We start from the raw sequence: 25,390 nt of genomic DNA, 5'->3' as shown, positions 1-25,390 counted from the left end.
GGTCGGGTTGCGGCTGCGAGCGACGCGACCGCACCCGGTTGCCGTCGTGGATGGTTCACCCTACCGCAGATCGAACAGCAACAACTCCGCGTCGGCGTCCGCGCGCAGCGTGAGCGAAGTTTCGGCGCTCACCGCCGCGGCGTCGCCCGCGTCGAGGCGCGTGCCGTTCACGTCGAGCGTGCCCTTGATGAGCTGAACCCACGCGTGACGGCCGGGCGCGAGGTTGTGCGTGAGTTCGCGCCCCGCACCGAGCAGCGACGCGAAAAGCCGCGTGTCCTGATGGATCGTCACGGAACCTTCCGCGCCGTCGGGCGAGGCCACCAGACGCAGGCGATCGTGTTTGTCTTCGTCGGGAAACAGCGTCTGCTCGTAGCTCGGCGTGTGGCCCGCGCGGTCGGGCGTGATCCAGATCTGCAACAGGTGCGTCGTCCGGTCAGACGTCGGGTTGAACTCGCTGTGCGTAATGCCGGTGCCCGCGCTCATGCGCTGCACCTCGCCGCGGCGGATCACCTCGCCGTTGCCCATGCTGTCGCGGTGTTCGAGCTCGCCGCTCACGATGTACGTGATAATCTCCATGTCGCGGTGCGGGTGCATGGGGAATCCGCTGTCCGGCGCGACGAGGTCCTCGTTGATGACGCGCAGGTCGCGGAAATTCATGTGCTCGGGATCGTAGTAGCTCGCGAACGAAAAGCTGAACTTCGACTTGAGCCAGCCGTGGTCGCCACGGCCCCGCTCGTCGGATTTGCGGATGCGGATCATCGTCGGCTCCTTGCGTTTCGGTGGAGTGTTTCGTCGGGAAAAAATGAGCCGCCCCACAACCGGGGCGGATCGTCCGCACGCACAACGTAAGTCCGATCGGCGCGATGTCAAATGACGTCGCTCATGGGCCGCGACCGTCGGAAAAATCGCCGATATCCGGAAGCGCCGACGAAGATTCGTCAGGTCCCGCACCCGTCATCATCGTCGTCGTCGCCGCTCGACGCATCGTCGTCGTCCGACGCCTGTAGATCGTCGTCGACCGTGTCGTCGCCCGCATCATCGTCAGACGCATCGTCATCGAACGTGTCGTCGTCCAAAACGTCGTCGTCATCCGTGTCGTCATCCACGGCATCGTCGTCGGTCGTCAGGTCGGGACAGGATTCGTCGAGCACCACACACAGGCTGCCGTCGCCGTTGAATGCGATCTCATTGAGACGCACCAGCCGGTCCCAGCCCGTCGTGGGCGCGATCTTCGTGTGATAGGCCATGACCATGCGTTCATCGGGCGTGCGCACCACGGAATGGTGGCCGGGGCCGTAGAACCCCGCGTCGGTGTCGGCGGCGAGAATCGGGTTGCCGTCGTATTTGGTGAACGGCCCCAACGGACTCGTCGCCGTGGCGTAGCCGATCGCATAGGCGTTTGTGTCGGCGCGGTTGCCCGAGTACATCAGGTAATACGTGCCGTCGTGTTTGATCATCCAGGGCGCCTCGAGCACGACGAACTCCCAGCCGAGCACCTCGGGCCCCAACACCGGCGTTCCTTCCTGAGTGGTCGGTGTGATCGGGTCGTCGAGCTCCCACACGCGGAGAATGCTCAGCGGATTGTACCCCGTGCCGTACAGATACAGTTTTTGGTCGTCGTCGCGGAACACGTGGCCGTCGATCGTATAGCCGAGAAACTCCCATCGGTCGCCGCCGAGGAAGGGCTCGTCGTAAACATCGACAAAGGGTCCGGTGGGGCCGTCGCCGATCGCGACGCCGATTTTGTCGTTGGCGGTGTAGTAGAGATAATAGTCGTCCCCGTCGATGAAGACCTCGGGCGCCCACACCATGTTGTCATTCCACGCGCCGTCCGGCGCCGGTCCCCAGACCACGCCCTCGTACGTCCAATTCACCAGATCGGTCGAGCTCCAGCACTCGACGGTGCGCCCGGTGTGCGTGGGATATAGGTAGTACGTGTCGCTGACGCGGATCAGGCAGGGGTCCGCGGCGCTCGCCGCGCCGGGCAGATCGATCACCGGTCCGTAGGCGGGTGCGGCCATGGCGACCGACCCGCAAAAAACCGCGATCAGGAATAGAGCGCCTTTCAGCATTCCCACGTGCTCTCGAAACACAGGTCGTCGATGCGGTAGGCGACTCCGTTGACGCTCGAGTCGTAGGTCCCTCGTAGCACACGTCGTGTGTGCCGTCCGTCGCGTTTGCCCGGTCGTCACTTCAGGCACACCGACTGCCCGTCCGTCCAGATCTCGTACTTTTCGTTGTAAGGGAACGTGCTCGCTCCAAGGCCGCCGATTCCGCTCGCGGCGACGCGCTCCAGAAACGCCGTGACGGCGTCGAAGCGCTTCTGCATCTCCCGCAGCTTCGCACGCAGCGTGGGCATATTCGGCCACCCCATCTCTGCGACGACGGATCGCACTCCCCGGTCTCGCAATCGTTTCAATGGATCGGTGTCGGAGAGCGTGTCCTCATCGAGGTGCGAGAGATAGTCCCGCGTGATGTACAGATAAACGTCGCGCTCGCGAATTGCCGTCCGGCGCGGACCGGTCGCGAACAACATTGACATCAGATGGTCGTGAATCGAATCGGCCTCCCTGTCGAGCATTCGCATCGACGAAAAGTCGGTCGGCAAACTACGGCTCATCCACACGGCCTCGATCGCGACGCTTTCGCGGAAGGCATCGTCGTATCGTGTTCGTGCGCGGCGGCCTTCGACGATGGCCGTCAACTTCCCGGCGCCGAGGCGCGGTGCGGCGGAAAGCACGGCCAAGTCGGCGATGCCGTCCATGGCCGCAGCCATGAGCACGTGAATGAGCACCGGCGCGCCAACGACGCCCTCGGAGATGCGTCCGAGGCGTTCGATTCGCCGAGCGGCGGCGGCGCTGTCGCCCGCGCGCGCGTCGAGGATCGCCAGCGCACCCTCCCAACGCATCGACTCGCGGAGCGGTGTGAAATCGAGAATGTCGTCCTCCGGTCCGGCGAGTTGGCGCAGCGCAAGACCGTCATCGACGATGGTCGCCATCTCTTCCGACAGTGTTCGTGCGTCGGCCAGAAACGGCGCGGTCGCGGGTCCAAAATCATCCGGCAGCATCGGACACGCGGTTTCGTCGCGCAGCGGCGTTTGGGACGACTCGAGACGATCCTTCCATCGCGCGAATAGCGCTTCCAGCGCTGCGTGGTCCTCGCCGGGGAGCGCGGCCATGCGATCGACGATCTTGGTGTATTCCTCGAGCGTCGCTTCCGCGTCCTCGTGGCTGATCGGTGGTCGGCGTACCCACGGCGCGCTCCACCAGACCGCGAGCACGGAGGCGAGGATCAGGCAGCCAAAGACCACGGAAAGGACGATTCGCGCGCGACTCCAACGACTCATGGCAACCTCGCGGAATGATGATGCGCGGCCTGGCCGGGGCGGAATCTCTTAGCATTCCCACGTGCTCTCGAAACACAGGTCGTCGGTGCCGTCGCAGCCGAAGTCCATCGCGCTCGACATCTGCAGATCGTCGTCCCAAACCATGACGCCGCACCAGTCCTCGACGCTCGGTCCGTTGCAGAACACATCGACTGTGTACGAAATGGGATGATTGTCCTCGTTGTAGGTCGTCGTCGAGCAGTCGTCCACGGTGCCGTCGCAGCCGTCGTCGCTGTCGTAGGCGATCTCATTGCCGTTCTCGTCCCAGGTCGACGTGTAGCACCGGTCGTCGGACCCGTCGCAGCCCTCGTCGGCGCGCATCTCGTCCCGCAAGCCCTCGGCGTTGTAGGTGAATACGCCGCACTCGTCGTCCGTGCCGTCGCAATCCGTGTCGCTGGTGTAACTGATCTCCCGATTCTGTGCGTCAAAAACCGACTCGGCGCAATATTCAACCGTGCCGTCGCAGTCGGTGTCGTACTGATACGTGATCTCGTTGCCGTTCGCGTCGTAAGTCATCTCGTAACACACGTCGTCCGTGCCGTCGCAGTCGTCGTCGCGCGCTCGCGCGGTGTTGTTGCCCTGCGCGTCGTAGACGTAGGCGTAGCACGTGTCTCCCGCGTTCGGTCCGTCGCAGCCGATGTCGTTGGTGTCGGTGAGCATATTGCCGTCGGCGTCGTAGGTGAACGATTCGCACTCGTCGGTCGTGCCGTTGCAGTCGTAGTCGAGATCCGTCTCGGTGTTCAGGCACTCGTCGTCGTCATCGAGATCGTCGTCGGCGTCGTCATCGGCGTCATCGTCATCATCATCCGCGTCGTCGTCCTCGTTGCCGCCCCCGGAGTCGTCGTCATCGTCGCCGCAGCCGCAGGCCACGACCGAGGCACTCGCCAACAGCATCGCCGCCAACATCGCCCACCACGAAGCGTAACGCATGGCCCAGCCCCTTCTCGATCGTGAGATTTCCAACAGTCTATTCCCGCCCAGCGAAATGGAACAGGGTCGCTCAAACTTGCCCGCGCATCGCGGCCCCCCTACAATGCGCGCTTCCCACAAGCGGCGGAGTGCGCATGGTCGTCGGTAGCATTCGCGAAAAGACGCAGGTCGCCGTCATCGGCGCGGGCCCGGGGGGATACGTCGCGGCGCTGCGCGCGGCGGATCTGGGCAAAGAGGTCGCGCTCGTCGAGCTGCGCGAGCGCCCCGGCGGCGTGTGCCTGATCGAGGGGTGCATCCCGTCCAAGACGCTCATCCACGCCGTCGAAGTGGCCGAAGCGGCGCGCGAGGCCGCGGCGTTCGGCGTGAAATTCACCGGCATGACGATCGACCACGTGGCGCTGCGACGTCATAGCGCTTCGGTAATTGACGGGCTCACAAACGGCGTGCGCGCGCTGCTCAAGGCGCGGGGCGTCGAGATCGTTCACGGCCGCGCGAGTTTCGCGAGCGCCACGTCGATCAAGATCACCGGCGACGACGACTCGTCGCCCGAAGTTTCGGCGATCGATTTCGACCAATGCGTCATCGCCACGGGCTCGCGCCCGGTTGTGCCGGTCTTCGCCGAAGGCTTGCCGGTCTGGCAGGCGGCGGACGCGCTCGCCATTCCCAAGGTGCCCAGGACACTGCTCGTCGTCGGCGGCGGCTATATCGGTCTCGAACTCGGATTCGTTTACGCGGGGCTCGGGTCGAAGGTCACGGTCGTCGAACTCACGCCGAACCTGCTGCCCGGCACCGAGGCGGATCTCGCCCGCGTCGTGGCGAAAAGCGCGCAAAAGACCTTCGAAGCCGTGCTGCTCGCCTCCAAGGTCGTCGCGCTGAAAAAAACGAAGACGGGTTTCACCGCCGAGATCGAGACCGGCGGCAAGGTCGAAAAACGCGCGTTCGAGCAGGTCTTCGTGGCGGTCGGGCGGCGGCCTAACACCGAGGACCTCGGGCTCGACGTTGCGGGTGTCGCTCTGGACGAGCGGGGCCTGATCGCGATCGACGAGTGTTGCCGCACGTCGGTCCCGCACATCTTCGCGATCGGCGACGTCACGCCGGGGCCGATGCTCGCGCACAAGGCGAGCCGCCAGGGCAAGGTCGCGGCGGAGGTGATCGCCGGGCTCCCGTCGGCCTACGACAACCGGGCCGTGCCCGCCGTGGTGTACACGAATCCCGAAATCGCGACCGCTGGCATGACAGAGGCTGAAGCGAAGGCGAACGGGCGCGAGATCGCCGTCGGGCGTTTCCCGCTCACCGCGCTCGGCCGCGCGCGCACGATGGGCGCCTCGGATGGATTTGCGAAAATCATCGCCGACAAAGCGAGCGGGCTAATCCTGGGCGCGGGGATTGTCGGGCCGCATGCGTCGGAACTCATCGCCGAGGTCGCGCTGGCGATCGAGATGGGCGCGACGCTGGAAGACCTGATGGCGACGATCCACCCGCACCCGACGCTCTCGGAAGCCGTGATGGAAGCCGCCGAGGTCGCCGCCGGCGCGCCGATTCATATTTCCAAGAAGTGAACCGAATGCGGACAATACTGCTGGTTCTGCTTGTGGTCTTCGCTTCCGCCTGCGCGTTTGACGAGAACGACGTTGATGACGCGGGCGGCGGCGCACACGACGCCGTCTCGCCCGATGACGACGACGCACCCGACCTGAACGGCATCTGGCCCCCCGACGACGGGCGGCTTTACGCGGCGGCGGGCGCGGCGATCATTTCTCCCAATAGCGCCAATCATCCCGAGCCCGTGTATTTGGGCGGCATCTGGCCGGCGCGCGCGGGCGAGGGCGTTCACGACGATCTCGAGGCGCGGGCGATCGCCATCGCGAAGGGCCGCGAGCACGTGGTGTATGTCGCCCTCGATGTCACAGGATTCACGCTCTCGCGCATCCGCGACATCCAGGGCGCGCTCGGCGAATTCGGCCTCGATCCCGATCACGTGCTCATCGCGTCCACGCACACGCACGAAGCGCCCGACCTCGTCGGCGTCTATGGCCCCAATCTGCTCGACAGTGGTGTGTCGCCGACCTACATGCGTTTCATTCAGGACACGGTGGAGCAGCTCGTCATCGACACGTGGTCGCGCCTCGAGCCGGTGACGATGCGCGCGGCGAGCGCCGAGGTGAACGAACCCGGCTCGAACGAACCCACGCTGATCGCCGACATCCGCGAGCCCGACGTGACCGTGTCGACACTGTCCGTGGCGTCGTTTGTCGGCGAGACCGGCGACACCGTCGCCACGCTGCTGAACTGGCACTCTCACCCCGAGGTGATGATCGGCCAGAACATGGTGACGGCGGACTTTCCGCGCTGGGCGCGCACGCGGCTCGAATCGCGGCTCGGCGGCGGCGTGGTTTACGCCACCGGCGCGGTGGGCGGCCTGTCCACGCCGACGGGTGTCGCCGTGCCCGCGCGCGACGAGGACGGCGACCCCGTTCTGGACGGCGGCGAGCCGGTGTATTTGCAGGAACCCGGCTGGGACAAGGCGCGAAGCTTGGGCTACGTGATCGCGGACATCGCCGCCGACGCGATCGAGACGGCGGGTGACGACGCGAATCCGGATTTTTCGGTGCGTGTCGAGCCGCTGAAGATCCCCGTGCGCAATCCGATCATGATGGCCGCGTTCGTCGCCGGGCTCGTGGAATACGACTGGGACGACGTGGTGCGGGGCGACCGGGCGTTTTGCGGGCCGCTGGGCTGCGCCGACGAGCGGCTCGCGCTGGTGCGCGTGGGGGCGGTCGCGCTGATCTCGTCGCCGGGCGAGACGTTTCCCGAAACGATGGTGGGTCGCGAGGCGAGCGTCGTGGACTTCGGCGAGGAGTGGGGTGAGACCGCGTTTCCCGCGATGGACGGCTTCGCGCACCTCTCGCCCGCCCCGATCCTCATGCACCTGGGTCTGTGCGGCGACGCGATCGGTTACATGGTTCCCGCCGCGGACCGTCACCCGATGGGGCACCCCGATCACTACGAGGAAGATCTCGACTTCTCGCTGGATACGGAGCAGATTTACGCGTCGGCCGTGCGGGCGATCCTGCAATAAACACCGATATCGGGGGATTTCATGCCGCGTCGTCGCGTTCTTTGGATCTGCGTGATCGTGTTTGCGCTGGCGTCCACCGCGTTTGTCAGCGCGTGCGCGTCCATGCCGCGCAAGGAGGCCGAAACGCGTAACGTCGCCGCGGAGCAGGACTATCGCGGCGGCCTGGATCTGACGACGTCGCTGTTTGCGAGCGACAAGGCGGTGATCTCCGGCGAGGATATCGCGGCGATTCTGGGCTCCACCATCACGTTGCCAGAAAGCGCACGGATTTCGGTGGTGAAATTCCAGCAGCGGCCCGAGTACGGATACTGGTCCGAGGAAATGGCGGCGCTCGACCGCCAGTGGACCGAACGGTTCCTCACTGCGCTCAAAACAGCGCCACGCGTGTCCGACGCGCGCATGATGCCGTCGATGCTGGTTCCCCGCGACATGTCGATCCCGCTGCTGCGCGAGGCCGCGGCGCGGTTCCAGTCCGAACTCCTGCTCATCTACCGCAGCGCCAACTGGACCTACACGAGCCAAAAAAAATTCGCGGCCGATGAGTCACGCTCCTACTGCGCGGTCGAGGCCGTGGTACTGCACGTGCGCACCGGCGTTGTGGTCTGGTCGGGTGTGTTCACCGAGGACTACCTGACGCGCACCACGTCGTCCGACGCCAATTCCTACGAGACGGTGCGCCGCGCCGAGCACGCCGCGTTCGAAAAGGCGATGATGCGCCTCGCCGGTGATGTGACGGCGTTTCTACAGCAACCGTAGGGTTCTTCCGCGGACCGGGTATGGTTGGTGGCGAACCGCGACGGGATCGCCTGTCATTCCGACCGGAATGAGCGTAGCGAACGGAGTGGAGGAATCCCTTCAGGGTTGAAGACTTGGGGGATCCCTCGACTCCGCTTCGCTCCGCTCGGGATGACAGGGGCGGAATAGACGCCGAACGGAACAACGACACTTCACGACCTTCACCGATTTCAGCTCACTTGCGCGAAATCCCGTACCTGCTATTATCCTCTCCAGGAGGATAGGATATGGGCCACTCTCAACACAAAAAACGTGATTCGGTCGCGAAGCGTCTCGCGCGCATCGCGGGGCATGTCGAATCGATCCGTCGCATGGTGGACGAGGATCGGCCCTGCGCCGATCTGCTCCAGCAGATGGCCGCCGTGATGAAGGCGATGGAGGCCGCGCGCAAGGAATTGCTCGAAGATCACCTGGAGCACTGCATCATCGACGCCGTGAAGGACGGACGCACGAAACACGCCCTCTCCGAGTTGAAGGACACGCTGCGGCTCGTATTGCGTTAGGAGGAACCCGAATGCGACATGAACACAAACCGCTCGACGCGTTGCGCGCCGGGGGCGGACATCGCGGTCACGGCCACGACGATAACGAGCATGGCCAAGGGCACGATCACGAGCACGACCACGAACATGACGACGATCACGGGCATGAGCATGGGCACGAACATGACGACGATCACGACCATGAGCATGGGCACGATCACGACCACCACGGCCACTCCCACGGCGTGACGCACCGCCCGGAAGAGAAGCGCCGCCTGCGCATCGCGGTCGCGATCACGGCGACGACCATGGCCGTCGAGATCGTCGGCGGCATCTGGACGGGCAGCCTGGCGCTGATCTCCGACGCCGGGCACATGTTCACGCACGCATTTGCCCTTGGTCTCAGCCTCGTCGCCATCGCCGTCGCGTCGCGGCCGACCACGCCCGAGCGCAGCTTCGGGCTCTACCGCGTCGAGGTCCTGGCGGCACTTTTCAACGCGATCACCCTCGCGGCCATCACGTTCTTCATCGCGCGTGAAGCCTGGGAGCGGCTCATGTCGCCACAGCCCATCCTCGCGGGTCAGATGTTGGTCGTGGCGATCTTCGGCCTCGTCGTCAACATCGTGACCGCGTTTGTACTGTCGGGCGCCGGACACGACGACCTGAATTTCCGCTCAGCGTTTCTGCACATGGTCGGCGACACGCTCTCGTCCGTCGCCATCGTCGGCGGCGCGTTGATGATCCGCTGGACCGGTTGGTTGTGGATCGATCCCGTGCTGTCGGTGCTGATCTGCGTGGTGATCTTGATCTGGGCGTGGGGGCTCACGCGCGATTCCGTGCGCATCCTGCTGGAAGAATCGCCTCGCAACGTGAAGACCGCCGTAGTCACCTCGCGTATCCGCGACCAGTTCGCCGAGATCGCCCTCGTTGACGATGTTCACGTGTGGACCATCACCTCGGGCATGCACGCGATGACAGCCTATGTGGAACTCGCGCGCGACCTGCCGCTCGCCGAGCAGAGCGAACTCGCGCACCGGTTGCGTCACTTCGTCGCGGATGAATTCTCGATCGCGCACGCGGTATTTCAGTTCGAGCCCCGCGGCGACACGTGAAATGGAAAACGGCCCGCGTCCACTGGGGCGCGGGCCGTTTGAACGTCCGGGGGAAATTAATCGACGTCGGGCGGATCGGCCTCGAACGCGCACATCGTGTCGTCGCCCTCCTCCAGCACGACGTATGAATACGCCGGGTCGAAGTTCGCCTCCTCGATGTAGTAGCCGCGCAAAAAGTCCGACGCCCAGCACTCGGAGCCGGTGTACGACACGAGTTGGTATTCGTCCTCGACGATATTCGGGATGTCGCCGTCGGTGATGATGACGTCGCTGCGGCCCGTGCCGTCACTTTCCCACCGGGTATTGAACCACACGTGCTCGTACGCCGCGTACTCGGCGCCAGCGTATTCGTTGTAGTGCACGTCGTCCCAGTAGTCGAATTCGAAATAACCCGAGTTGTCGGCCCGGTTGTGGTATTCGTACACCGCGTTCGTCGGGCATGGCACGCTGTCATTGTCGGCGTCGTTCTCGTCGCCGCAGAACTCGATCGCCGAGATCGTGATGAGCCGTCCGTCGGTGAGCGTGTCGTAATCGACCTCGATCGTGCCGCGCTCGTTGATCGTCGGGTCGAGCTCCCACGCGGCCGTGAAGTCGATCGTGAATTGGCCGACGCCGCGCCGCTCGGTCTCGACCGACGTCTCGACCTCGCCGGTCCACACCGTCACCCAATCGCCGCCGGTTTTCGGACGCCAGTCGAGACGATACGAATAGTGTTCGTCCGACACGCGCTCGATCACGAACTGCATCTCGACGGGCGACAGTCCGTCCTCGATCCACGGGCCCCACGTGGCCGCGTCACTCGTTTCTTCGGTCGGCGGATAGCTGGTGATTTCGTCGATCGACGACAGGTAATACATGATGTGGGCGTTCACCTCGCGGGTGTAGTCCACGGTGGCGTGGTAGAGCGTGGCCAGCTCCCCCGGCGCTTTCTCGGGTACGTTGTCCTCGCCGGGAAGCGCCAGCGCCAGACTCGCCGGGTCGGGCACGGCGTCGCGCCAGTCGGAACCGCCGTCGTCGTCGCCGTAACCGCTGTCGTCATCGTCGTCGTCATCGTCGTCATCAGCGCCGCCGCACGCCGTCATTGCGAAGGTCGCCGCGGCGATCATGACCACCATCACGAGTTCGAAAAGTCGATCCTTCATGGAACCCTCCTTTGCCCGGTCGCGGGCGGTAAACATCCTTGAAGGAGGCCCGAATTATACGTCCGATCCGGGTGTTGCGAACAGTCTAAAAATTTCGTCATCGCGGCGCGACGCGCTTCCGCTGACCCGCCCGCGCACCGCTGGTCAAAAAATCTCATGATAATCAATATGTTACACGTATGGCCGTTTGCGTCTCCGGGGTCTTCGGGGCGAGCGCGCCCGTCGGACCTCACGAAAATTCGTCATGCATCCGAGTGCCTCGGGTTGTGTCTTGTCAGAAAAATTGTAATACTAAAACCGAGGTTCATCCAAAACGTGGCGCACGGAGGCCGAGCATGACCGAGCCCGAGACCGTCGATCTCGTCGCCAACATCGTTGGGCGCAGCAAGGAACTCGCCCGCGTTCTGACGGTGATCAAGAAGGTCGCGCCGTACAAAAGCACCGTACTGCTGACCGGCGAATCCGGGACCGGCAAGGAATTGTTCGCCAAGGCGATCCACGCCCTGAGCCCGCGCGCCGGTCGCCCGATGATCGTGGTGAATTGCGGCGCGATCCCCGAAAACCTGCTGGAAGCCGAACTGTTCGGCCACGTCAAAGGCGCTTATACCGGCGCGGTCTCCACCCAGGAAGGTTTGTTCGAAAAGGCCCAGGGCGGCACCGTGTTTTTGGACGAGGTCGGCGAGTTGCCCCTCGAAATGCAGGTCAAGCTGCTGCGCGCGATTCAGGAAGAGGAGATCATGAAGGTCGGCGACCGCCGGCCGATCAAGCTCGACATCCGCATCGTCGCGGCGACCAACAAGGACCTCGGCACGGAGGTGAACGAGGGTCGTTTCCGCGAAGACCTGCACTACCGGCTCAACGTCGTCCACATCCAGATTCCGCCCCTGCGCGATCGGCTCGACGATCTCCCCGTGTTGTCGAAACACTTCATCGAAAAGTTCGCGGCGCGACTCGACAAACGCGTGGCCGGCATCTCCGCCGAGGCGCTGGGGATGCTCATGAATTACGACTGGCCGGGAAACGTGCGCGAGCTCGAAAACGTCTTCGAGCAGACCATCGTGCTCATGGAAGAGGGCGCGGAGATCGTCGGTGCGGACTTGCCGATTTTCCTCGAACGGCGCGGCTACGAGCGACGCAATCGCTTCCGTCAGGAGGCGCTCGACAAGAAGCTGTCGATCACCGACTACACCAAGGACTTCATCACGCGGTTCCAGGACCAGCACACGGAGAAGGAACTCGCGCAGTACCTCGGTATAACTACCAAGACGCTGTGGGAGAAGCGCAAGGCGTGGAACATGCCGCGCACGCGGAGGTGAGGAGCGGTCGTTGGTCTTTCGAACCGAACCTCACCTCGCCCTCGCTCCGCTTGGGCTCCCCTCTCCCGCACGGCTGGAGAGGGTTTGAGTTAAGGGATCAGCACCCGCACCCGTCGTCGTCATCGTCGTCGCCTGAAGGTGCTGACGCATCGTCGTCATCGTCGTCGGCCGTGTCGGGATCGCCATCGAGGTCGTCGTCCCCGCCCGACTGCGGATAGGCGACGCCGCTCGGCCAACTCGCCTGCCCCGCGTCGTCGAAGGCGCGGATCGAAAACGCCTGCGCGTCCGGCGCACTCACGACGAGCGTCTGCTTCTGCCCGCCCATCGCCGGGTCGCCCGATGACATCGTCGCCGCGGAGGCGTTGAGGAATGTCGTGCGTTCGTTCAGGTTCGCGTCGGCGCTCGTCGAATAACGCACGTCGTACCCCTCGACCTTGCCGCAGCCGCCGTCGTCGCCCGGCGCGGCGAAGGTGAGGCGGAACTCGCCGCCGCCCAAATCCTCCACCACGAGATCGGTGACCATGCGCGGCGCGCGCGTGTCGGTGTGATACGCGCCGGTGTTGCGCTCGTCGTGGCGGAACGTCCACCAGTCCGAATTTGCGCGGTCGTTTTTGCATTCGCGGCCGCGCGTGTTCCACGCGAAGAGGTTGCCCTCGTGCGTGGGCAGCACGACTTCCAGATGGTCGTCGCGGTCGAGATCGCCGACGGCGACCGACGCGATCGCCCAGTTGTGGATGGGCTTGGGCCAGCCCTCGGGCTGCTCGCGGTTGATGTCGTACGCGCGCAGGTTGTAGCCGCCCGAGCCCGCGATGACCTCGGGGAGGTTGTCGCCGGAGATGTCGGCCACGATCGGGTTCACGAAGATCTGAACGTCTTCCCATCGCTCGCGGAAGACCTGCACGGCCACGTCGGCGCTTTCCAGATCGAAGCCGACGATGTTCCAGCTTTCGAGCTTCAGGAACTTGTCGATGATGTTCAGCAGGCCCACCGTGGGCAGGAAGAAGTGCATCTTCTCGTCGAGTCCAAACCGCGCGAACGTGCCGTTGCTGGCCGTCGTGACGTTCAGGCGGTCGGTGGCGATGAACGTGTTCGCGTTCGCGTGCACGCCATCGTATTTCACCATGGCGGGGAACCACAGGAATCCGCCGGCGCTGATGTTCGCGATGCCCTCGTCGTCGATCCAGATCGCGGGCGAGTTGTTCGCGCCGGTCGTGAGCGGCGGAATCGGGATGGCGTCGCCGAGCGGCATATACAACTCGGCCGGCCAGCCGGGCAGGAAGGGTCCGTCGGCGTTTTCGGTGCCGTTCCAATACACCGCGTACATGCGGCTCGTGGGCAGCAGGTCGAATTCGGAGCAGACCTCGGACGTCGGGATCACGACCGCCGGGTGCTCGGCGATGTCGGCGTTTGCGTTGTCGGGATCGAGAATCGCGACCGCCGGGCTGCCCAGCACCTGCGCGGGCAGCGCGTCGCCGCACACCTTGTTCGCGGGCACGACGCCGGGCAGCGACGAGAGCAGCACGGGCCAGCCGGGTAGCCGGTCCGCCTCGCCGTCGGTGTCGCCGTCGAACGGGCTCCATGCATACGCCTTCTGGTCGTAGCTACCGATCACGATCTCGAGCGCGCCGTCGAGGTCCAGGTCCGCGAGGGCGGGCGACGCGACGATCGCGTTGCCGTGACCGAAATCGAAGCTGTCGGCGTTTTCGTTGGGATCAACCTCGACGGGGAAGCCTTCGACGATCGGTCCGTCGGGGTTCAGGTTGCCGTCGTGGTGAATGGCGTAGACGCGCCCACCCAGCGTGGCCGCGACGATCTTGGGCAGGCCGTCCCCCAGCAGATCGCCGATCGCCACCGCGCCGAGAATGCCGTCGGCGAAGAATGAACCGTCGCCCGAAATGTCCACGGGGAAGCCCGGCGCTTCGGCCCATTCACCGGTGTTGCCGTCGACCTTGAACGCCTCGACCGTTCCCATCGACGTCGCGAAGACGATCTCCATGCGACCGTCGGGATCGCCGTCGAGATCCACCACGCGCGGGCTCGACTCGACCGACGCGCCGAGCGCGATCGGGAAATTGTCCATGATGCCGGTCTCGGGATCGCGGTCGGCGTGGAGCTGGATCGACTTGCGGTCCTCGCCCATCACCGTTTTACCCGCTTTGTCGTAAAACACCTGCAGGCGGATCGTAATCGTCTTGTCGTTTTCATCCTCGGGCGGGCGCGACCACTCGGCCTTTTTCATCAGCGACGACACGTCCACCGTGGCGATCGGGCCGTCTACCTCGTCGGTCTCTGTGCCCGACGCGAGCACCACGAAATCGCGGTTGTAGGGCTGATGCCCCGCCGCGCCCTGGATCTCCCAGCGGTACTCGGCAGTCCGGGCGCTCATCTGCGCCTCGACCGTCACCGCGGGCTGCGTCTCGGGGTCCTGCACCGTCCACCAGATCGGCTTGCGGATGCGCGCGACCGGCGGGATCATCGGCGGCGTGCTCTCTTCCGGGTAGCCGAGCATGTCGAACGCCTTCTTGAGGTTCAGGCGCCCATACCCGAAGTGCTCGTCCCACCCGTGACGGCACACCCCGCCGCCCGACGGGCCCTCGACCAGCGAAATGCACCGCTCGTAGATGTCGTCGGCGCTCATGATGATGATCTGCTTCACCTCGTTCGCCGACAGCTCGATGCCGATGTCGCGCGCCCGCGAAATGATGAGCGCCGCGCTGCCCGACACGTTCGCCGTCGCTTCCGACGTGCAGATGTGACCGGCGGGCATCGAGATGTGCGTGTGCGCGCCGTAATTGGTGCAGTACGATTCGGTGAACGCGGCGAGCTCCACCGAGATCGGCCCGAGAATTTCGATCGGCGCAAATGGGAATAGTGCTTTAACGTTCAGCACATCCTCGCCCGCGCCGGGCCACATATTCTGGAAGCCCAGAAGGTCGCCGCCGGGCGCGACGGTCAGGATGCCCGCGTCGGCCGCGTCGATGATCGCCTGATGCGCGGCCGCATTGTAGTTCATCGCGCCCATGGCGATGCTGATGACCTTCACCACGCCGGTCGCGAGCGCGTAATCCGCCGCCGCCCCCACCAGGTTGTAATCCACCATCACCGCGTCCGAAGTGCGCAGCGGCAGGAAGGTGCAGTTCGGGCAGAAGCCGATCAGCGAACCGCTGCCGTTTTCGGGCGTGCCGACGATGTTGTCCGCGCCATCGCCGTGCGTGCCCTCGGGGAATTCGTCCACGCCCAGCACCTCGTTGACGTCGCGGAAAAAGTCCCAGCCCGAGATGTCGTCGGTGAAACCGTTGCCGTCGTCGTCCACGCCGTCCGAAAACGCAGCGAGCAGGTGCGACACATCCACCGGGTCCGCACCCGACTCGGCGAGCACGCGGTTGTCCAGCGCCCAGTCGGACGCCGACACGCGGCCGTCGTCGTTGCAGTCGTACACACCGCACGGCGCGTCGCCGATGCGCGGCTCGGGGGTTTCGCCCGTGTTGATCCAGAACCGGTCGCGCAGATCGGGGTCGCCGTAGGTGGACATGCCGTCGTCGATGACCGCGATCACCACGTCCGGCCGGCCCGTGGCCCACTTCCACGCCTCGGTCGCCGATACGCCGGGGATCGTGTAGATCTTGTTCGGGTTCGTGCCCTCGGGGTCCGTGGGATCGAATCCGACAAACGGCGCGGTGAGCGAGATCAGGCAGTTGAAATCGTTGGGTGCGCAGATCGGAACATCCAGGTCGCGCGGCACGTTGGGCACGAACTCGCGCCCGAACGGGTAACCGCCCGAAAACGCGTTCGCGCCCGTGTCCTCCACGTCGCCGGTCACCGTGAGCCGGTAACGCACTCCGAAACGCAGGTCGTCGTCCGGCGTCAGCACCACTGTGTCGTCCGCGATGTTCGTCGTCCCCACGGCGACGCTCGTCGCGACGACGCTGGCGTCATCGACGCGCGTCAGAAACACGCTGTCCGTGGTCACGGATGCGGGCGCAAGCGATGCGTCGAAGACGAGCGTGACGGGCTCCTCGACTCCAATCACGAAGGTCTCGAAACGCGGGTCCTGCGACACGAGGTCGAGCGCGAAACCCGGCGATGCGATCAGGACGAGCGCGCACACTCCCCACACGACCCGGCGAACACTTTTGCGATTCATGGCGAAGCCCTTCGGCGCGAATTGCGAAACGATTGTTTGTACGCAATCGCGCCGCGCAAGGGAAGGGCCGCGTTGAACGATCGTTCAGACGCCAACCTCCCAAACGTTCGCCCATCGGCGGAAAGCGGTCGAAGTGCAGTTCCTCGCCCTGGTCATTTTCGACGTCTGCCAGGTCACGCACCGACTTGACGGGGGCCTGAAATATTGTAATGGTTTTCACGGCAATTTCTGGCCGTAGATCCCGGATTTTTCTCAGTAATCCGACGAACTCTTCACGAAGGAATTCGGAATGCTTTCCCGCACCTTGGTTGCGATGCTGGCGCTGGTTTCGATTCTCACGGCGATCGTCGCGGGCTGCGGCGACGACGACGACGATCGCGCGTCCTTCGGGGGCGACGACGATGACGACTCCGGAGTCCCAGTCGATGACGACGACGACACAGGCGACGACGACGATGACGACGACAGCACGGACGACGACGATTCCGGATACGAACTGATGCTCTACCGCGACACACCGATCTTCAAGAAGAAGCACGACCAGGCCGAGGCGTTTTGCGCCGATCTCGAATTCGATGGGTACGACGACTGGCGGCTTCCCACGATCTCGGAGCTTCGATCGATCATCCGCGGTTGCCCCGCCGCGGAAACCGGGGGCTCGTGCGGCGTGACGGATGACTGCGCCGAGAGCGACTGCTGGACGATGGACGACTGCGAGGCCTGCAAAATGTTTCCCAACGAAGGCCCCGGCAGCGAGGGCGGTTACTGCGACCTGTACAGTTGGTTTCCGTTTGGCGAAGTCTGGTCTTCCACCGAGGTGGAGGATGACTCGGAGATCCGAAGCTTCTGGCAGGTGGAATTCAACGATGCCGGCATCCATCCGATGGCCGAATCTTACGACCGGAATACGTGGTGCGTTCGTTGGGGCGAAGTGACGGACGACGACACGGACGATGGAACGTGGACGGACGAGAATACGGACCTCACGTGGGAGGTCGAGCCGAGCGGGGAGGAGACCGGGTGGGAAGAGGCGCAGGACCACTGCGAGAGTCTTTCGGAAGGATGGCGGCTTCCCACGATCTCGGAACTGCGCTCGTTGATCACCATCTGCGAGGCGACCATGACGGGCGGCTCGTGTCTCATCACGGACGAATGCACCGACTCCGAGTCCTGCAACCCCCCGGAGTGCTGGCAAGGATGCGACGGGTACGGGGGGCAGGCATTGGGGTGCTATTGGCCGGCGGATCTGAGAGGCTCGTGCGAACAATTCTGGAGCGCCACGGAGACGACGCCGGTCACCACGCAAGCTTGGACGATCCACTTCCGCGATGCGACGATCCTGCGGGATTCGAAAGAAGTCTTGAACCCCATCCGGGTGCGGTGCGTTCGAGACGCGAAGTAGGTCGGATCGGCGAGGGATCCGCGGGGCGGGGAAGGGGCGGCCAATCGGGCCGGACCGTGCGAACGGTTTGACGTCGTGGCATTTGTCCTCTAATGTATGACCATTATCGGAGGCGGCTTGCGCATTCGAGACTTCGAATGGGACGACGGAAACGAACTCCACCTCGCGCTGGGCCACGGGATCGAACCCGAAGAGGCTGAGCAGGTCCTGGCCCGTTCTCCGTTGGTGCGGAAGACGAAGAAGGGTCATTATGCCGCCTTCGGAAGCACACATGCCGGCCGCCTGCTGGTCATCGTGTTCGAGGAGCGTGAACGCGGCCTCATCCGCGTCATCACGGGTTGGGACATGGGGCGGGCGGAACGGCGCTATTACGAGCGTCACGGGAAGGGGTAGGCCATGGCGAGCGCGAAGACGAAAAACGAACGGATTGCGGACCCCGCCGCGTTTTATGACCGCCACGGCGTGCTCGGCGAACTGGAGGAGCGACCGGTCGAGTTTGCCCTCGACGAGGAGCTTCGCGATCAGATTCTCAAAGGCGAGCGAAAGCGCCGGCTGAAAAACGTGTCCGTGAAGCTCGACGAGGCGCAGATCATCGCCCTGCGGAAAATCGCCACGCTCAAATCCATCCCCTATCAAACCCTGATTCGGTTGTGGCTCGCCGAGGGCATCGCCAAGGAACTGCGGATCGCGCGATGAGCTTGGGGGTAAGTTGTCGCGCGCCGCGCTTCACATCCTCGTCGCGAAACTCTCATTGACGCGCACGGCGACCTCGGCGGCGCGCCGGCCGAAGACATCCTCGGTGTAGAGCGTCGGCACGTCGTCCCGCGCCATGAGGGCGGTGAGGTCGCTGTCGCTCAGGATGCGGCCGGGCTGAAACAGCGCGACCACGGTGGAACTGCCCGGCGCGAAAAAGCCCATCGGTCGGCCTCGTTGAACGAAAAGACCCGGCGCGACCACCTTGGGCTCGTCGTAGCCGCGCTCGCTCGACGCCCAGACGATTTTTCCGATCACCTGCGCCGCGACGGGGATCACGGCGACGAGCCCGATCCCCGTGCCGCCCTCGATGTCGGTGTCGATGATCGCGACCGCGCGCGCGTTGTCCGACAACACGTGGGGCAGCGCGCGGATCGCCCGGGGGTTGACGCTGAAGTAACGCCCCGCGAGCGGGTAGCTCTCGCGCACGAGCCCGGAGACCGGCGCGTGGAACCAGTGGTAGTCGGGCGGGGCGAGCCGAAAGACCGCGAACGTGCCGCCGGCGAATTCGCGCGCCACGCTTGACCGGCCCACGAGCGTTTCGAGATCGAACCAGCGATTTTTCACCGGCAGCCGCGTGCCCTCGCCCAGTTCGCCGCAAATGAGCTTCGCATCGGCGAGGCAAACGGCGGCGTCCTCGCGCCCGGACACCGGACGGACGCGCTCATAGTCGAGTTTTCGCAGGAAGACGTCGCGGCGCGTGCGAAAACCACCCGGCGGCTGGATCGCCTCGGCGAGATCGATGCCGTTTTGCTCGGCGAACCCCGCGGCGTCGGTTCGCGTGAAGGGTGCGTCGAACGCGAGGTAGGCCAGCACGCGGCTCACGAGACGCGAGGTGAGCGCCATCAACGCGCCCCGGCTCACACCGGGCAGGTCCTCATAAAGGCGGCGGATCCACGCGTCGCCCATGATCGGCTCGAGCCCGATCTCGCCGGTGGCGCGCTCCACGTGCTCGCCGTGCCAGCCGGGCTTTTCGGGAATTTTGGTCTTATTCACGTCCATGTCGTGTTGATGCAAAGTCGGCATTCCTGCTAAAGACACGCTTCGACGCGATCGGCGTCGGCGTCGCGAACGAATCGCGCGCGGGGGACCATTCCATGAATCGCCAAACGTCTCAAGCCCTGTTCAGCGAAGCCCGCGACCTGCTCGTCGGCGGCGTGAACTCGCCCGTGCGAGCCTTCAAGTCCGTGGGCGGCACACCGGTCTTCATGCGCGAGGGCTCGGGGTCGCGCATGCGCGACGAGGACGGCAACGCCTACATCGACTACGTCGGCTCGTGGGGGCCGCACATCCTCGGCCATTCGTTCCCGCCCGTGGTGAACGCGATTATCGAACAGGCGAAGCTCGGCACCAGCTTCGGCACTTCGGGACGCAGTGAGGCGGTACTGGCGCGGCTCGTGCGGGAGCGCGTGCCGTCGGTCGAGAAGGTGCGATTCGTGAACTCGGGGACCGAGGCGACCATGTCGGCGATCCGCGTGGCGCGGGGCGTGACCGGGCGGGCGAAGATCCTCAAGTTCGAAGGCTGCTACCACGGGCACGGCGACGCGTTTCTGATCGCGGCGGGTTCCGGCGCGCTCACGTTCGGCGTGCCCGACTCGGCGGGCATCACCGAGGGCGTCGCGCGTGACACCCTGACCGCCCCGTACAACGATCTCGACGCCGTGCGCGCCATCGCGAGGGAGAACGCGGGGCAGATCGCCGCAGTCATCCTGGAGCCCGTGGTGGGCAATATGGGCGTCGTGCGCCCGCGCGAGGGGTTTCTCGAAGGGCTGCGCCGCCTGTGCGACGCCGAGGGCATCCTGCTGATTTTCGACGAAGTCATGACCGGCTTTCGGGTGTCGTCGGGCGGCGCGCAGGCGCTCTACGCGGTGATGCCCGACATCACGACGATGGGCAAGGTGATCGGCGGCGGCATGCCGGTGGGGGCCTACGGAGCGAGCGCGCGCATCATGGATCACGTCAGCCCGCTGGGGCCGGTTTATCAGGCGGGGACTCTCTCGGGGAATCCCGTCGCCATGGCCGCGGGCATCGCCATGCTCACGCACCTCGACCAGCCCGTTTACGACAAACTGGCGCACCTGGGCGGCCGGCTCGAGGCGGGACTGGTCGAGGCCGCGCGCGCGGCCGGAGTGCCGGCTTGCGTCAACCGGGTGGGATCGATGCTGACGGTCTTCTTTCAGGCTGGACCCGTTACCGATCTCACCGGCGCCAAGGGGTCCGATACCGCCCGGTTCGGGCGATGGTTCCACGCCTTGCTCGACGCGGGCGTGTACTGGCCGCCGTCGCAGTTCGAGGCGGCTTTCATCAGCGCGGCCCATTCGGACGAGGATATCGACCAGACAGTGGCGGTCGCGGCCGAGGCGTTCCGCGCCGTGGCTTGAGCCCGATCGCCCCTATCCACCGCCAAAGAGAAACCCCGTCGCCGAAGCGACGGGGTTTCGAGTTTTCCGTTTGATCGGAAATTACGCGGCGTAGCCGCAGTCGGCCACGAGGCAGTCGTTCCAGTCACCGCACTCTTCGGAAGCCTCAAAGCAGGCGACCCAGCAGTCCGCATCTTCCTGAGCGCAGACATCGGCGGTCGTGATTTCCTCGAAGCACATCTCGACGTTGTCGCCGAGGGCTTCTTCGCAGCCGCTGCCGGAGTCGTCGTCGGCGTCGTCGTCGGAGTCGTCGTCCGCGGTGTCGTCGTCGTCGTCGTCGTCATCGTCGCCGCAAGCGACCACGAGGCCCATCGACAGGACCAACGAGGCAATCAGGGCCAGGAACATGAAACGTTCGAACTTCATCTCGTACCCTCCGTAGTGTTTGACGTCTTGCCCCCGACTCGCGAGCCGGAGGACAATAACCAGACCCGTCCAGACCAGAATCTAGCGGGGATCAATAGCACCGCGTTATTTCGGGGTCAAGGGCTTTGTGCGAAAGCCCCTACGCACAGTTTGGTGATAAAGATTACAGTTTTTTCAACCTCCGGGCGATTTCGGCGATGGAACGGTCCAGCCCCGAGTCCTTGCGCCGGACCTCGGCGATCTTGCGGTGGGCATGCATGATCGTCGTATGGTCCCGTCCGCCCAGCGACCGGCCGATCTCCGGAAAGCTCGCATCGGTGAGCTCGCGGGCCAAGTATCCGGCGATCTGACGGGGTAGGGCCACGTTGCGCATCTTGCGCTTGCCCTCGAGGTCGCCCATCTTGATCTTGAAGTAATCGCAAACCTCGCGGTGGATCTCGGACAGGGCGATCGGGCTCTCCACGTCGCCGATTACGCTCTTGAGCACGCGCCGCGACATGTCCACGCTGATCGGCACCCCGTTGAGCGAGGCATAGGCCGACACGCGGATGAAGGCGCCTTCGAGTTCGCGAATGTTGATCTGGAAATGCTCCGCCAGGAACATTGCCGTGTCCTCGGGCAAATCCGTGTTGCTGTCCTTGGCCAGTTCACGAAGGATCGCAATCCGTGTTTCGAGTTCAGCGGGCTGGATGTCGGCGATGAGCCCCCAGCCGAACCGCGAACGCAGCCGGTCGTCCAGGCGGTCCATCTGGTTCGGCGGGCGATCCGAGGTCAGCACGATCTGCGCGCCGCTCTCGTAAAGCTCGTTGAAGGTGTGGAAAAACTCTTCCTGCGTGCGTTCCTTGCCCGACAGGAACTGGATGTCGTCGATCAGCAGGGCCGTCGTCTGGCGGAATTTCTTGCGGAACGCGTTGAGCTTTTGGCCCCGGATCGCCTCGATCAACTCGTTGGTGAAACGCTCCGAGGTCATCAGCACCACCGGTGTCGGCTTGTCGGCCGCCTGCAGGTAGTGGCCGATAGCGTGGAGCAGGTGCGTCTTGCCGAGTCCCGTGCCGCCGTAAAAGAAGAGAGGGTTGAAGGCGGCCCCCGGCTTACGTGCCACGGAGTGCGCCGCCGCGTGGGCGAACTGGTTGCTCGGCCCGACGATGAAGCGGCTGAAGGTGTATTTAGGATTGAGCTGGATGTGGTCGGAGACGAAATGCGTCCGCGCGGGCTTCTTGAGCACCTTTTCGGGCAGCGGCGCCGGCGCGACCTGGGGATCGCCGAGAAAAGGCCGGCCGAATGACATTTGCCGGGCCTTGAGCGCCTCGTCCACTTCGACTTCGAGGCGCACCTTTCGGCTGGTCAGCTCGAAGAGGATTTCGTGGACGAAACCGGCGTAGTGCTCCTGAAACCAATCGGAGACGAACTTGTTCGGGGCGAGGAGCCGAAGGTGATCGCCACCCTGTTTATCCACAACCAGCGGCTCGATCCAGGCGGTGAAATCCCGGGCATCGATGCGTTCGGCCAGAACGTCTTTCACCCGCGTCCAATCGGGGCTCATCGCAGCTCCTTGCGAATTATCATTAGCTAAGATAACTCATCAATCGGGATTTGCCCCCGATTGCCCCCGTCGCAAAGATCCACAGACATTCCACAGGCGCGTCTTTTGCCAAATCATTGAAATCACGATGAAAATTTCAATTCAGTCGAATCCTGTCCACAAGAATCGGCCTTCCCCCCCTCAGAGGAATTCGGATCGTCGGACAGGTGCTTCGTGGAACGCGTTGCTCAGTGTCCGGGCGAGTATACATAAGCCAAAACCGATTGCAAGCGACTTTTTCGCCTCGCCGACACCTCGTCGTCACACCCCTCGCCGCACAAGCGCCACGCCCACGTCTAAGCCAGCAAAAAGCCCCGAAAATTTGTCACCCGGACCCGTCGCGGCCGGCCGATGGGGAGTCCGTGGGCAAGGGTCCGCTCGGCCAGAATAAAGTGAGTTTGCTCACACGATGTCGTTCAAAAACGGCTCGTTTTTTTCGTCGGCGCGGCCGGGGTACTCGGAATTTTCCGTGTGATTTAGCGGCGATGGAAAACGCCGCGCGCGCGGCGACGTTTCGCGTCGCGAACTTTTCCGTGGAAATTTTTTGCCCGCGCTTTTTTTTCAACAATCGGACCCATGCGAGGCGGCGGCCGGAAGCGTCGTTTTCGAGCCGGGCGCGCGAGGATGTTGTGCGACTTCGACGCCGTGCTATGATCCGCCTCCATGCGAAAAACGCGCGACCGCCTGACGATCCGTCGCTCCCTCGGAATCGCCGTGACGATCCTGTTCGCGACGCTCATCGTCTATTTCTACGCCCCCGACTTTCTGGAACTCTACGAGATGCGTCTCGTCGATCAACGCCTTCTGCTGCGCGGTCCACGCAGCCCTGTCGCGCCGGTGCGGTTGGTGTTGATCGACGACGTCAGCCGCGTGCGTTACGGCATGGACGATCGCATGCGCACCGAGCTCGCCGGCGTGATCCGGCAGCTCTGCGATCAGGGGGCGAGGGCGATCGGTCTCGACATCTATTTCTCTCCCGAGGCCGCCGGCGGCGACGCGAGTCGGGCGCTTCTCGCCGATGCGATGCGCTCGTGCGGGCGGGTGGTGATCGGATTCAACTGGCGACTCGACTTCCGTGATTCGCGCCTCGCGCTTGGCGAGTCGATGGGCCGACGGCGTCTGCTCGATGCGACGCGCGATCCGGAGGCGCAGGCATTCATCGCCGAAGATCTCCCGGCGCTGGCGCTGTCGCCGGACCGCGAGATTCTCCGCGCCGCGTCGGCGCTCGGATTCTTCAGCGTCGTTACCGACCCCGACGGCCATCCGCGCAAAGTCCCGGCCGCGATGTGGCACGAGTCCGCTTACTGGTTCCCGTTCAGCTTGGCCGTGGTGCGCACCTATCTCGACTCCAATTCGCTGGTTCTGCGTTCGGAGGGCGGCTCGTGGTACTCGGGACCGTATCTCGGCGGCCAGCCGTTGCATCCCGATCCGACCGGTTATCTGTGGCTCTCGCAGTATGGTCCCCTCGGGGTGTTCGAATCGGTGAATTTCAACGACATCGTGACGCGCGGACTGCCCGAGAATTTCGCGAAAGACGCCGCGGTACTCGTGGGCGTCAGCGGCCGTTCGTCGGACGACATCTTCCGCACGATGTACGACCCCTACCTTCCGGGCGTCGCGTTGCACGCGACCGCCGTGGCGAACGCGCTCGAAAATTCTTTTTTGTGGCGCGACGAGTTCGTGCGCGCGTTCGAGGTCGCGATGATGGTCGCCATCGCGCTCATCCTCGCGCTGTGCGTTCCCCATCTGCCCCCCGTGACCACGGTGATGGTCGGTCCCGCGCTCGGACTGGGAGTGATCGTCGGGGCGCATGTCATGCTCGCGCGGTGGTCAGTGTGGATCCACCTCATCTACCCGCTCGGCGTGCTGACGATCATCCACCTGGGACTGGTGGCCGAGCGTATTCGGCTTGGCGAGCGGTGCGTTCGCGAGCAAAAAGAAAAGACGGAAGCGCTCCAGCGCGCCCAGCTTTCCCCGCCTCGGCCTGAATGAGATTTTCCACGCGGCGCATGAGCGATTCGCTTGTTCCGATGCATTCGTTTTCCGAAAAAGTGCCGTGATGTCGTGCGTCAGGCGTTCGGCAAATAGTCTCTGCCCCGACCGGGATGAATCGCGAGGGTTCGGTGGTTTTTACGCGTCGATACCTCGTCTTCCCTTCCTCCTCAAATTCACAAAGATCTTTGTTGACGGCTCCCGTTTGTTTGTGTCACCCTGTGAAGAGTTTCGCCGGTGACGCGCTCGACATGATTCGATAAAAGGCGCTTCGTCGAATGAAATCGATTCAGAAAACATTCGATTCGAGGAAAAACAAAGGGTTCGCCCCCTGCGTTCTCCTCGCCATTTTTCTCCTGCTCCTCCCCGCCTGCGACTGCTCGTCGTCCGATTCGGCGGGCGATGCGAAGTCGGATGACGACGCAACGCCCGACGACGATTCCCTGAACGACGATCTCGACGACGACGCCGGCACCACGACCACGACGTC

General features: G+C 64.3%; 22 protein-coding genes. 12 read left to right on the top strand and 10 right to left on the bottom strand.

Features of this window, described 5'->3' with window-relative positions; genetic code table 11:
* Positions 1 to 60: 60 nt before the first annotated feature.
* From IT350_15795 to IT350_15780, 4 genes are all read right to left on the bottom strand, one after another.
* A complete protein-coding gene (locus IT350_15795; GenBank protein ID MCC6159513.1) occupies positions 61 to 759 on the bottom strand; it encodes a pirin family protein in 699 nt (232 codons plus the stop codon).
* 179 nt (positions 760 to 938) lie between these two features.
* Positions 939 to 2,078 (bottom strand): glycoside hydrolase family 43 protein, encoded by a 1,140-nt coding sequence (locus IT350_15790; protein ID MCC6159512.1) that lies wholly within the window; start codon positions 2,076 to 2,078, stop codon positions 939 to 941.
* A 110-nt stretch (positions 2,079 to 2,188) separates the two neighbouring features.
* Positions 2,189 to 3,346 carry a hypothetical protein gene (locus IT350_15785; GenBank protein MCC6159511.1) on the bottom strand — a complete coding sequence of 386 codons (1,158 nt, stop codon included), beginning with the start codon at positions 3,344 to 3,346 and terminating at the stop codon, positions 2,189 to 2,191.
* 48 nt (positions 3,347 to 3,394) lie between these two features.
* Positions 3,395 to 4,315 carry a hypothetical protein gene (locus IT350_15780; GenBank protein MCC6159510.1) on the bottom strand — a complete coding sequence of 307 codons (921 nt, stop codon included), beginning with the start codon at positions 4,313 to 4,315 and terminating at the stop codon, positions 3,395 to 3,397.
* A gap of 134 nt (positions 4,316 to 4,449) precedes the next feature.
* Between IT350_15780 and lpdA the strand changes: the two genes are divergently transcribed.
* From lpdA to IT350_15760, 4 genes are all read left to right on the top strand, one after another.
* Positions 4,450 to 5,874 (top strand): dihydrolipoyl dehydrogenase, encoded by a 1,425-nt coding sequence (lpdA, locus tag IT350_15775; GenBank protein ID MCC6159509.1) that lies wholly within the window; start codon positions 4,450 to 4,452, stop codon positions 5,872 to 5,874.
* Between the two features lie 5 nt (positions 5,875 to 5,879).
* Positions 5,880 to 7,394, top strand: a complete 1,515-nt coding sequence (locus IT350_15770) for a hypothetical protein (protein ID MCC6159508.1) — start codon at positions 5,880 to 5,882, stop codon at positions 7,392 to 7,394.
* A gap of 21 nt (positions 7,395 to 7,415) precedes the next feature.
* Entirely contained in the window at positions 7,416 to 8,150 is a 735-nt protein-coding gene (locus IT350_15765; protein ID MCC6159507.1) for a hypothetical protein, read from the top strand.
* 266 nt (positions 8,151 to 8,416) lie between these two features.
* Positions 8,417 to 8,692 (top strand): metal-sensitive transcriptional regulator, encoded by a 276-nt coding sequence (locus IT350_15760; GenBank protein MCC6159506.1) that lies wholly within the window; start codon positions 8,417 to 8,419, stop codon positions 8,690 to 8,692.
* Here IT350_15760 and IT350_15755 read toward each other — a convergent pair.
* Entirely contained in the window at positions 8,689 to 8,901 is a 213-nt protein-coding gene (locus tag IT350_15755; GenBank protein ID MCC6159505.1) for a hypothetical protein, read from the bottom strand. The two genes, IT350_15760 and IT350_15755, sit on opposite strands and share 4 nt — an antisense overlap.
* Before the next feature lie 15 nt (positions 8,902 to 8,916).
* On the opposite strand from IT350_15755, the gene IT350_15750 reads away from it, so the two are divergent.
* Positions 8,917 to 9,783 carry a cation transporter gene (locus tag IT350_15750; GenBank protein ID MCC6159504.1) on the top strand — a complete coding sequence of 289 codons (867 nt, stop codon included), beginning with the start codon at positions 8,917 to 8,919 and terminating at the stop codon, positions 9,781 to 9,783.
* 56 nt (positions 9,784 to 9,839) lie between these two features.
* Here the strand turns inward: IT350_15750 and IT350_15745 are convergent, their stop codons facing one another.
* Positions 9,840 to 10,925, bottom strand: a complete 1,086-nt coding sequence (locus IT350_15745; GenBank protein MCC6159503.1) for a hypothetical protein — start codon at positions 10,923 to 10,925, stop codon at positions 9,840 to 9,842.
* A 335-nt stretch (positions 10,926 to 11,260) separates the two neighbouring features.
* On the opposite strand from IT350_15745, the gene IT350_15740 reads away from it, so the two are divergent.
* A complete protein-coding gene (locus IT350_15740) occupies positions 11,261 to 12,241 on the top strand; it encodes a sigma 54-interacting transcriptional regulator (protein MCC6159502.1) in 981 nt (326 codons plus the stop codon).
* A 97-nt stretch (positions 12,242 to 12,338) separates the two neighbouring features.
* Here the strand turns inward: IT350_15740 and IT350_15735 are convergent, their stop codons facing one another.
* Entirely contained in the window at positions 12,339 to 16,385 is a 4,047-nt protein-coding gene (locus IT350_15735; protein ID MCC6159501.1) for an Ig-like domain-containing protein, read from the bottom strand.
* A 289-nt stretch (positions 16,386 to 16,674) separates the two neighbouring features.
* Here IT350_15735 and IT350_15730 point away from each other — a divergent pair, with 289 nt between their 5' ends.
* The 3 genes from IT350_15730 to IT350_15720 all read left to right on the top strand — a co-directional run bounded on the left by IT350_15730 (position 16,675) and on the right by IT350_15720 (position 18,483).
* The gene (locus tag IT350_15730; GenBank protein ID MCC6159500.1) at positions 16,675 to 17,787 is read left to right on the top strand and encodes a DUF1566 domain-containing protein; all 1,113 of its coding nucleotides are present in this window, start codon (positions 16,675 to 16,677) and stop codon (positions 17,785 to 17,787) included.
* 117 nt (positions 17,788 to 17,904) lie between these two features.
* Positions 17,905 to 18,180: a BrnT family toxin gene (locus IT350_15725; GenBank protein ID MCC6159499.1), complete on the top strand. Its 276-nt coding sequence runs from the start codon at positions 17,905 to 17,907 to the stop codon at positions 18,178 to 18,180.
* A gap of 3 nt (positions 18,181 to 18,183) precedes the next feature.
* A complete protein-coding gene (locus tag IT350_15720) occupies positions 18,184 to 18,483 on the top strand; it encodes a hypothetical protein (GenBank protein ID MCC6159498.1) in 300 nt (99 codons plus the stop codon).
* Between the two features lie 30 nt (positions 18,484 to 18,513).
* Here the strand turns inward: IT350_15720 and IT350_15715 are convergent, their stop codons facing one another.
* On the bottom strand, positions 18,514 to 19,536 hold the full coding sequence (locus tag IT350_15715; GenBank protein MCC6159497.1) for a phosphatidylserine decarboxylase: 1,023 nt from the start codon (positions 19,534 to 19,536) through the stop codon (positions 18,514 to 18,516).
* A gap of 101 nt (positions 19,537 to 19,637) precedes the next feature.
* Here IT350_15715 and hemL point away from each other — a divergent pair, with 101 nt between their 5' ends.
* On the top strand, positions 19,638 to 20,921 hold the full coding sequence (hemL, locus tag IT350_15710; GenBank protein ID MCC6159496.1) for a glutamate-1-semialdehyde 2,1-aminomutase: 1,284 nt from the start codon (positions 19,638 to 19,640) through the stop codon (positions 20,919 to 20,921).
* 81 nt (positions 20,922 to 21,002) lie between these two features.
* Here hemL and IT350_15705 read toward each other — a convergent pair whose 3' ends face one another.
* Both IT350_15705 and dnaA read right to left on the bottom strand, forming a co-directional pair.
* The gene (locus IT350_15705; protein MCC6159495.1) at positions 21,003 to 21,326 is read right to left on the bottom strand and encodes a hypothetical protein; all 324 of its coding nucleotides are present in this window, start codon (positions 21,324 to 21,326) and stop codon (positions 21,003 to 21,005) included.
* Positions 21,327 to 21,489: 163 nt separating this feature from the next.
* On the bottom strand, positions 21,490 to 22,869 hold the full coding sequence (gene dnaA, locus IT350_15700; protein ID MCC6159494.1) for a chromosomal replication initiator protein DnaA: 1,380 nt from the start codon (positions 22,867 to 22,869) through the stop codon (positions 21,490 to 21,492).
* A gap of 702 nt (positions 22,870 to 23,571) precedes the next feature.
* Here dnaA and IT350_15695 point away from each other — a divergent pair.
* Both IT350_15695 and IT350_15690 read left to right on the top strand, forming a co-directional pair.
* A complete protein-coding gene (locus IT350_15695) occupies positions 23,572 to 24,900 on the top strand; it encodes a CHASE2 domain-containing protein (protein ID MCC6159493.1) in 1,329 nt (442 codons plus the stop codon).
* Between the two features lie 278 nt (positions 24,901 to 25,178).
* On the top strand, positions 25,179 to 25,390 hold a 212-nt coding region (locus IT350_15690), incomplete at its 3' end, for a hypothetical protein (protein MCC6159492.1).

It is taken from the genome of Deltaproteobacteria bacterium (assembly GCA_020845895.1).
Taxonomy (GTDB): domain Bacteria; phylum Lernaellota; class Lernaellaia; order JACKCT01; family JACKCT01; genus JADLEX01.
This window is presented reverse-complemented; position numbering and strand designations above follow the sequence as displayed.

Excerpts from the sequence above, each read along its gene's own strand:
- IT350_15695 (MCC6159493.1), top strand. The coding sequence starts at position 23,572 with ATGCGAAAAACGCGCGACCGCCTGACGATCCGTCGCTCCCTCGGAATC.
- IT350_15740 (MCC6159502.1), top strand. The coding sequence starts at position 11,261 with ATGACCGAGCCCGAGACCGTCGATCTCGTCGCCAACATCGTTGGGCGC.
- hemL (MCC6159496.1), top strand. The coding sequence starts at position 19,638 with ATGAATCGCCAAACGTCTCAAGCCCTGTTCAGCGAAGCCCGCGACCTG.
- IT350_15780 (MCC6159510.1), bottom strand. The coding sequence starts at position 4,315 with ATGCGTTACGCTTCGTGGTGGGCGATGTTGGCGGCGATGCTGTTGGCG.
- IT350_15765 (MCC6159507.1), top strand. The coding sequence starts at position 7,416 with ATGCCGCGTCGTCGCGTTCTTTGGATCTGCGTGATCGTGTTTGCGCTG.
- IT350_15770 (MCC6159508.1), top strand. The coding sequence starts at position 5,880 with ATGCGGACAATACTGCTGGTTCTGCTTGTGGTCTTCGCTTCCGCCTGC.
- IT350_15730 (MCC6159500.1), top strand. The coding sequence starts at position 16,675 with ATGCTTTCCCGCACCTTGGTTGCGATGCTGGCGCTGGTTTCGATTCTC.
- IT350_15785 (MCC6159511.1), bottom strand. The coding sequence starts at position 3,346 with ATGAGTCGTTGGAGTCGCGCGCGAATCGTCCTTTCCGTGGTCTTTGGC.
- IT350_15735 (MCC6159501.1), bottom strand. The coding sequence starts at position 16,385 with ATGAATCGCAAAAGTGTTCGCCGGGTCGTGTGGGGAGTGTGCGCGCTC.
- lpdA (MCC6159509.1), top strand. The coding sequence starts at position 4,450 with ATGGTCGTCGGTAGCATTCGCGAAAAGACGCAGGTCGCCGTCATCGGC.
- IT350_15705 (MCC6159495.1), bottom strand. The coding sequence starts at position 21,326 with ATGAAGTTCGAACGTTTCATGTTCCTGGCCCTGATTGCCTCGTTGGTC.
- IT350_15795 (MCC6159513.1), bottom strand. The coding sequence starts at position 759 with ATGATCCGCATCCGCAAATCCGACGAGCGGGGCCGTGGCGACCACGGC.
- IT350_15745 (MCC6159503.1), bottom strand. The coding sequence starts at position 10,925 with ATGAAGGATCGACTTTTCGAACTCGTGATGGTGGTCATGATCGCCGCG.
- IT350_15720 (MCC6159498.1), top strand. The coding sequence starts at position 18,184 with ATGGCGAGCGCGAAGACGAAAAACGAACGGATTGCGGACCCCGCCGCG.
- dnaA (MCC6159494.1), bottom strand. The coding sequence starts at position 22,869 with ATGAGCCCCGATTGGACGCGGGTGAAAGACGTTCTGGCCGAACGCATC.
- IT350_15760 (MCC6159506.1), top strand. The coding sequence starts at position 8,417 with ATGGGCCACTCTCAACACAAAAAACGTGATTCGGTCGCGAAGCGTCTC.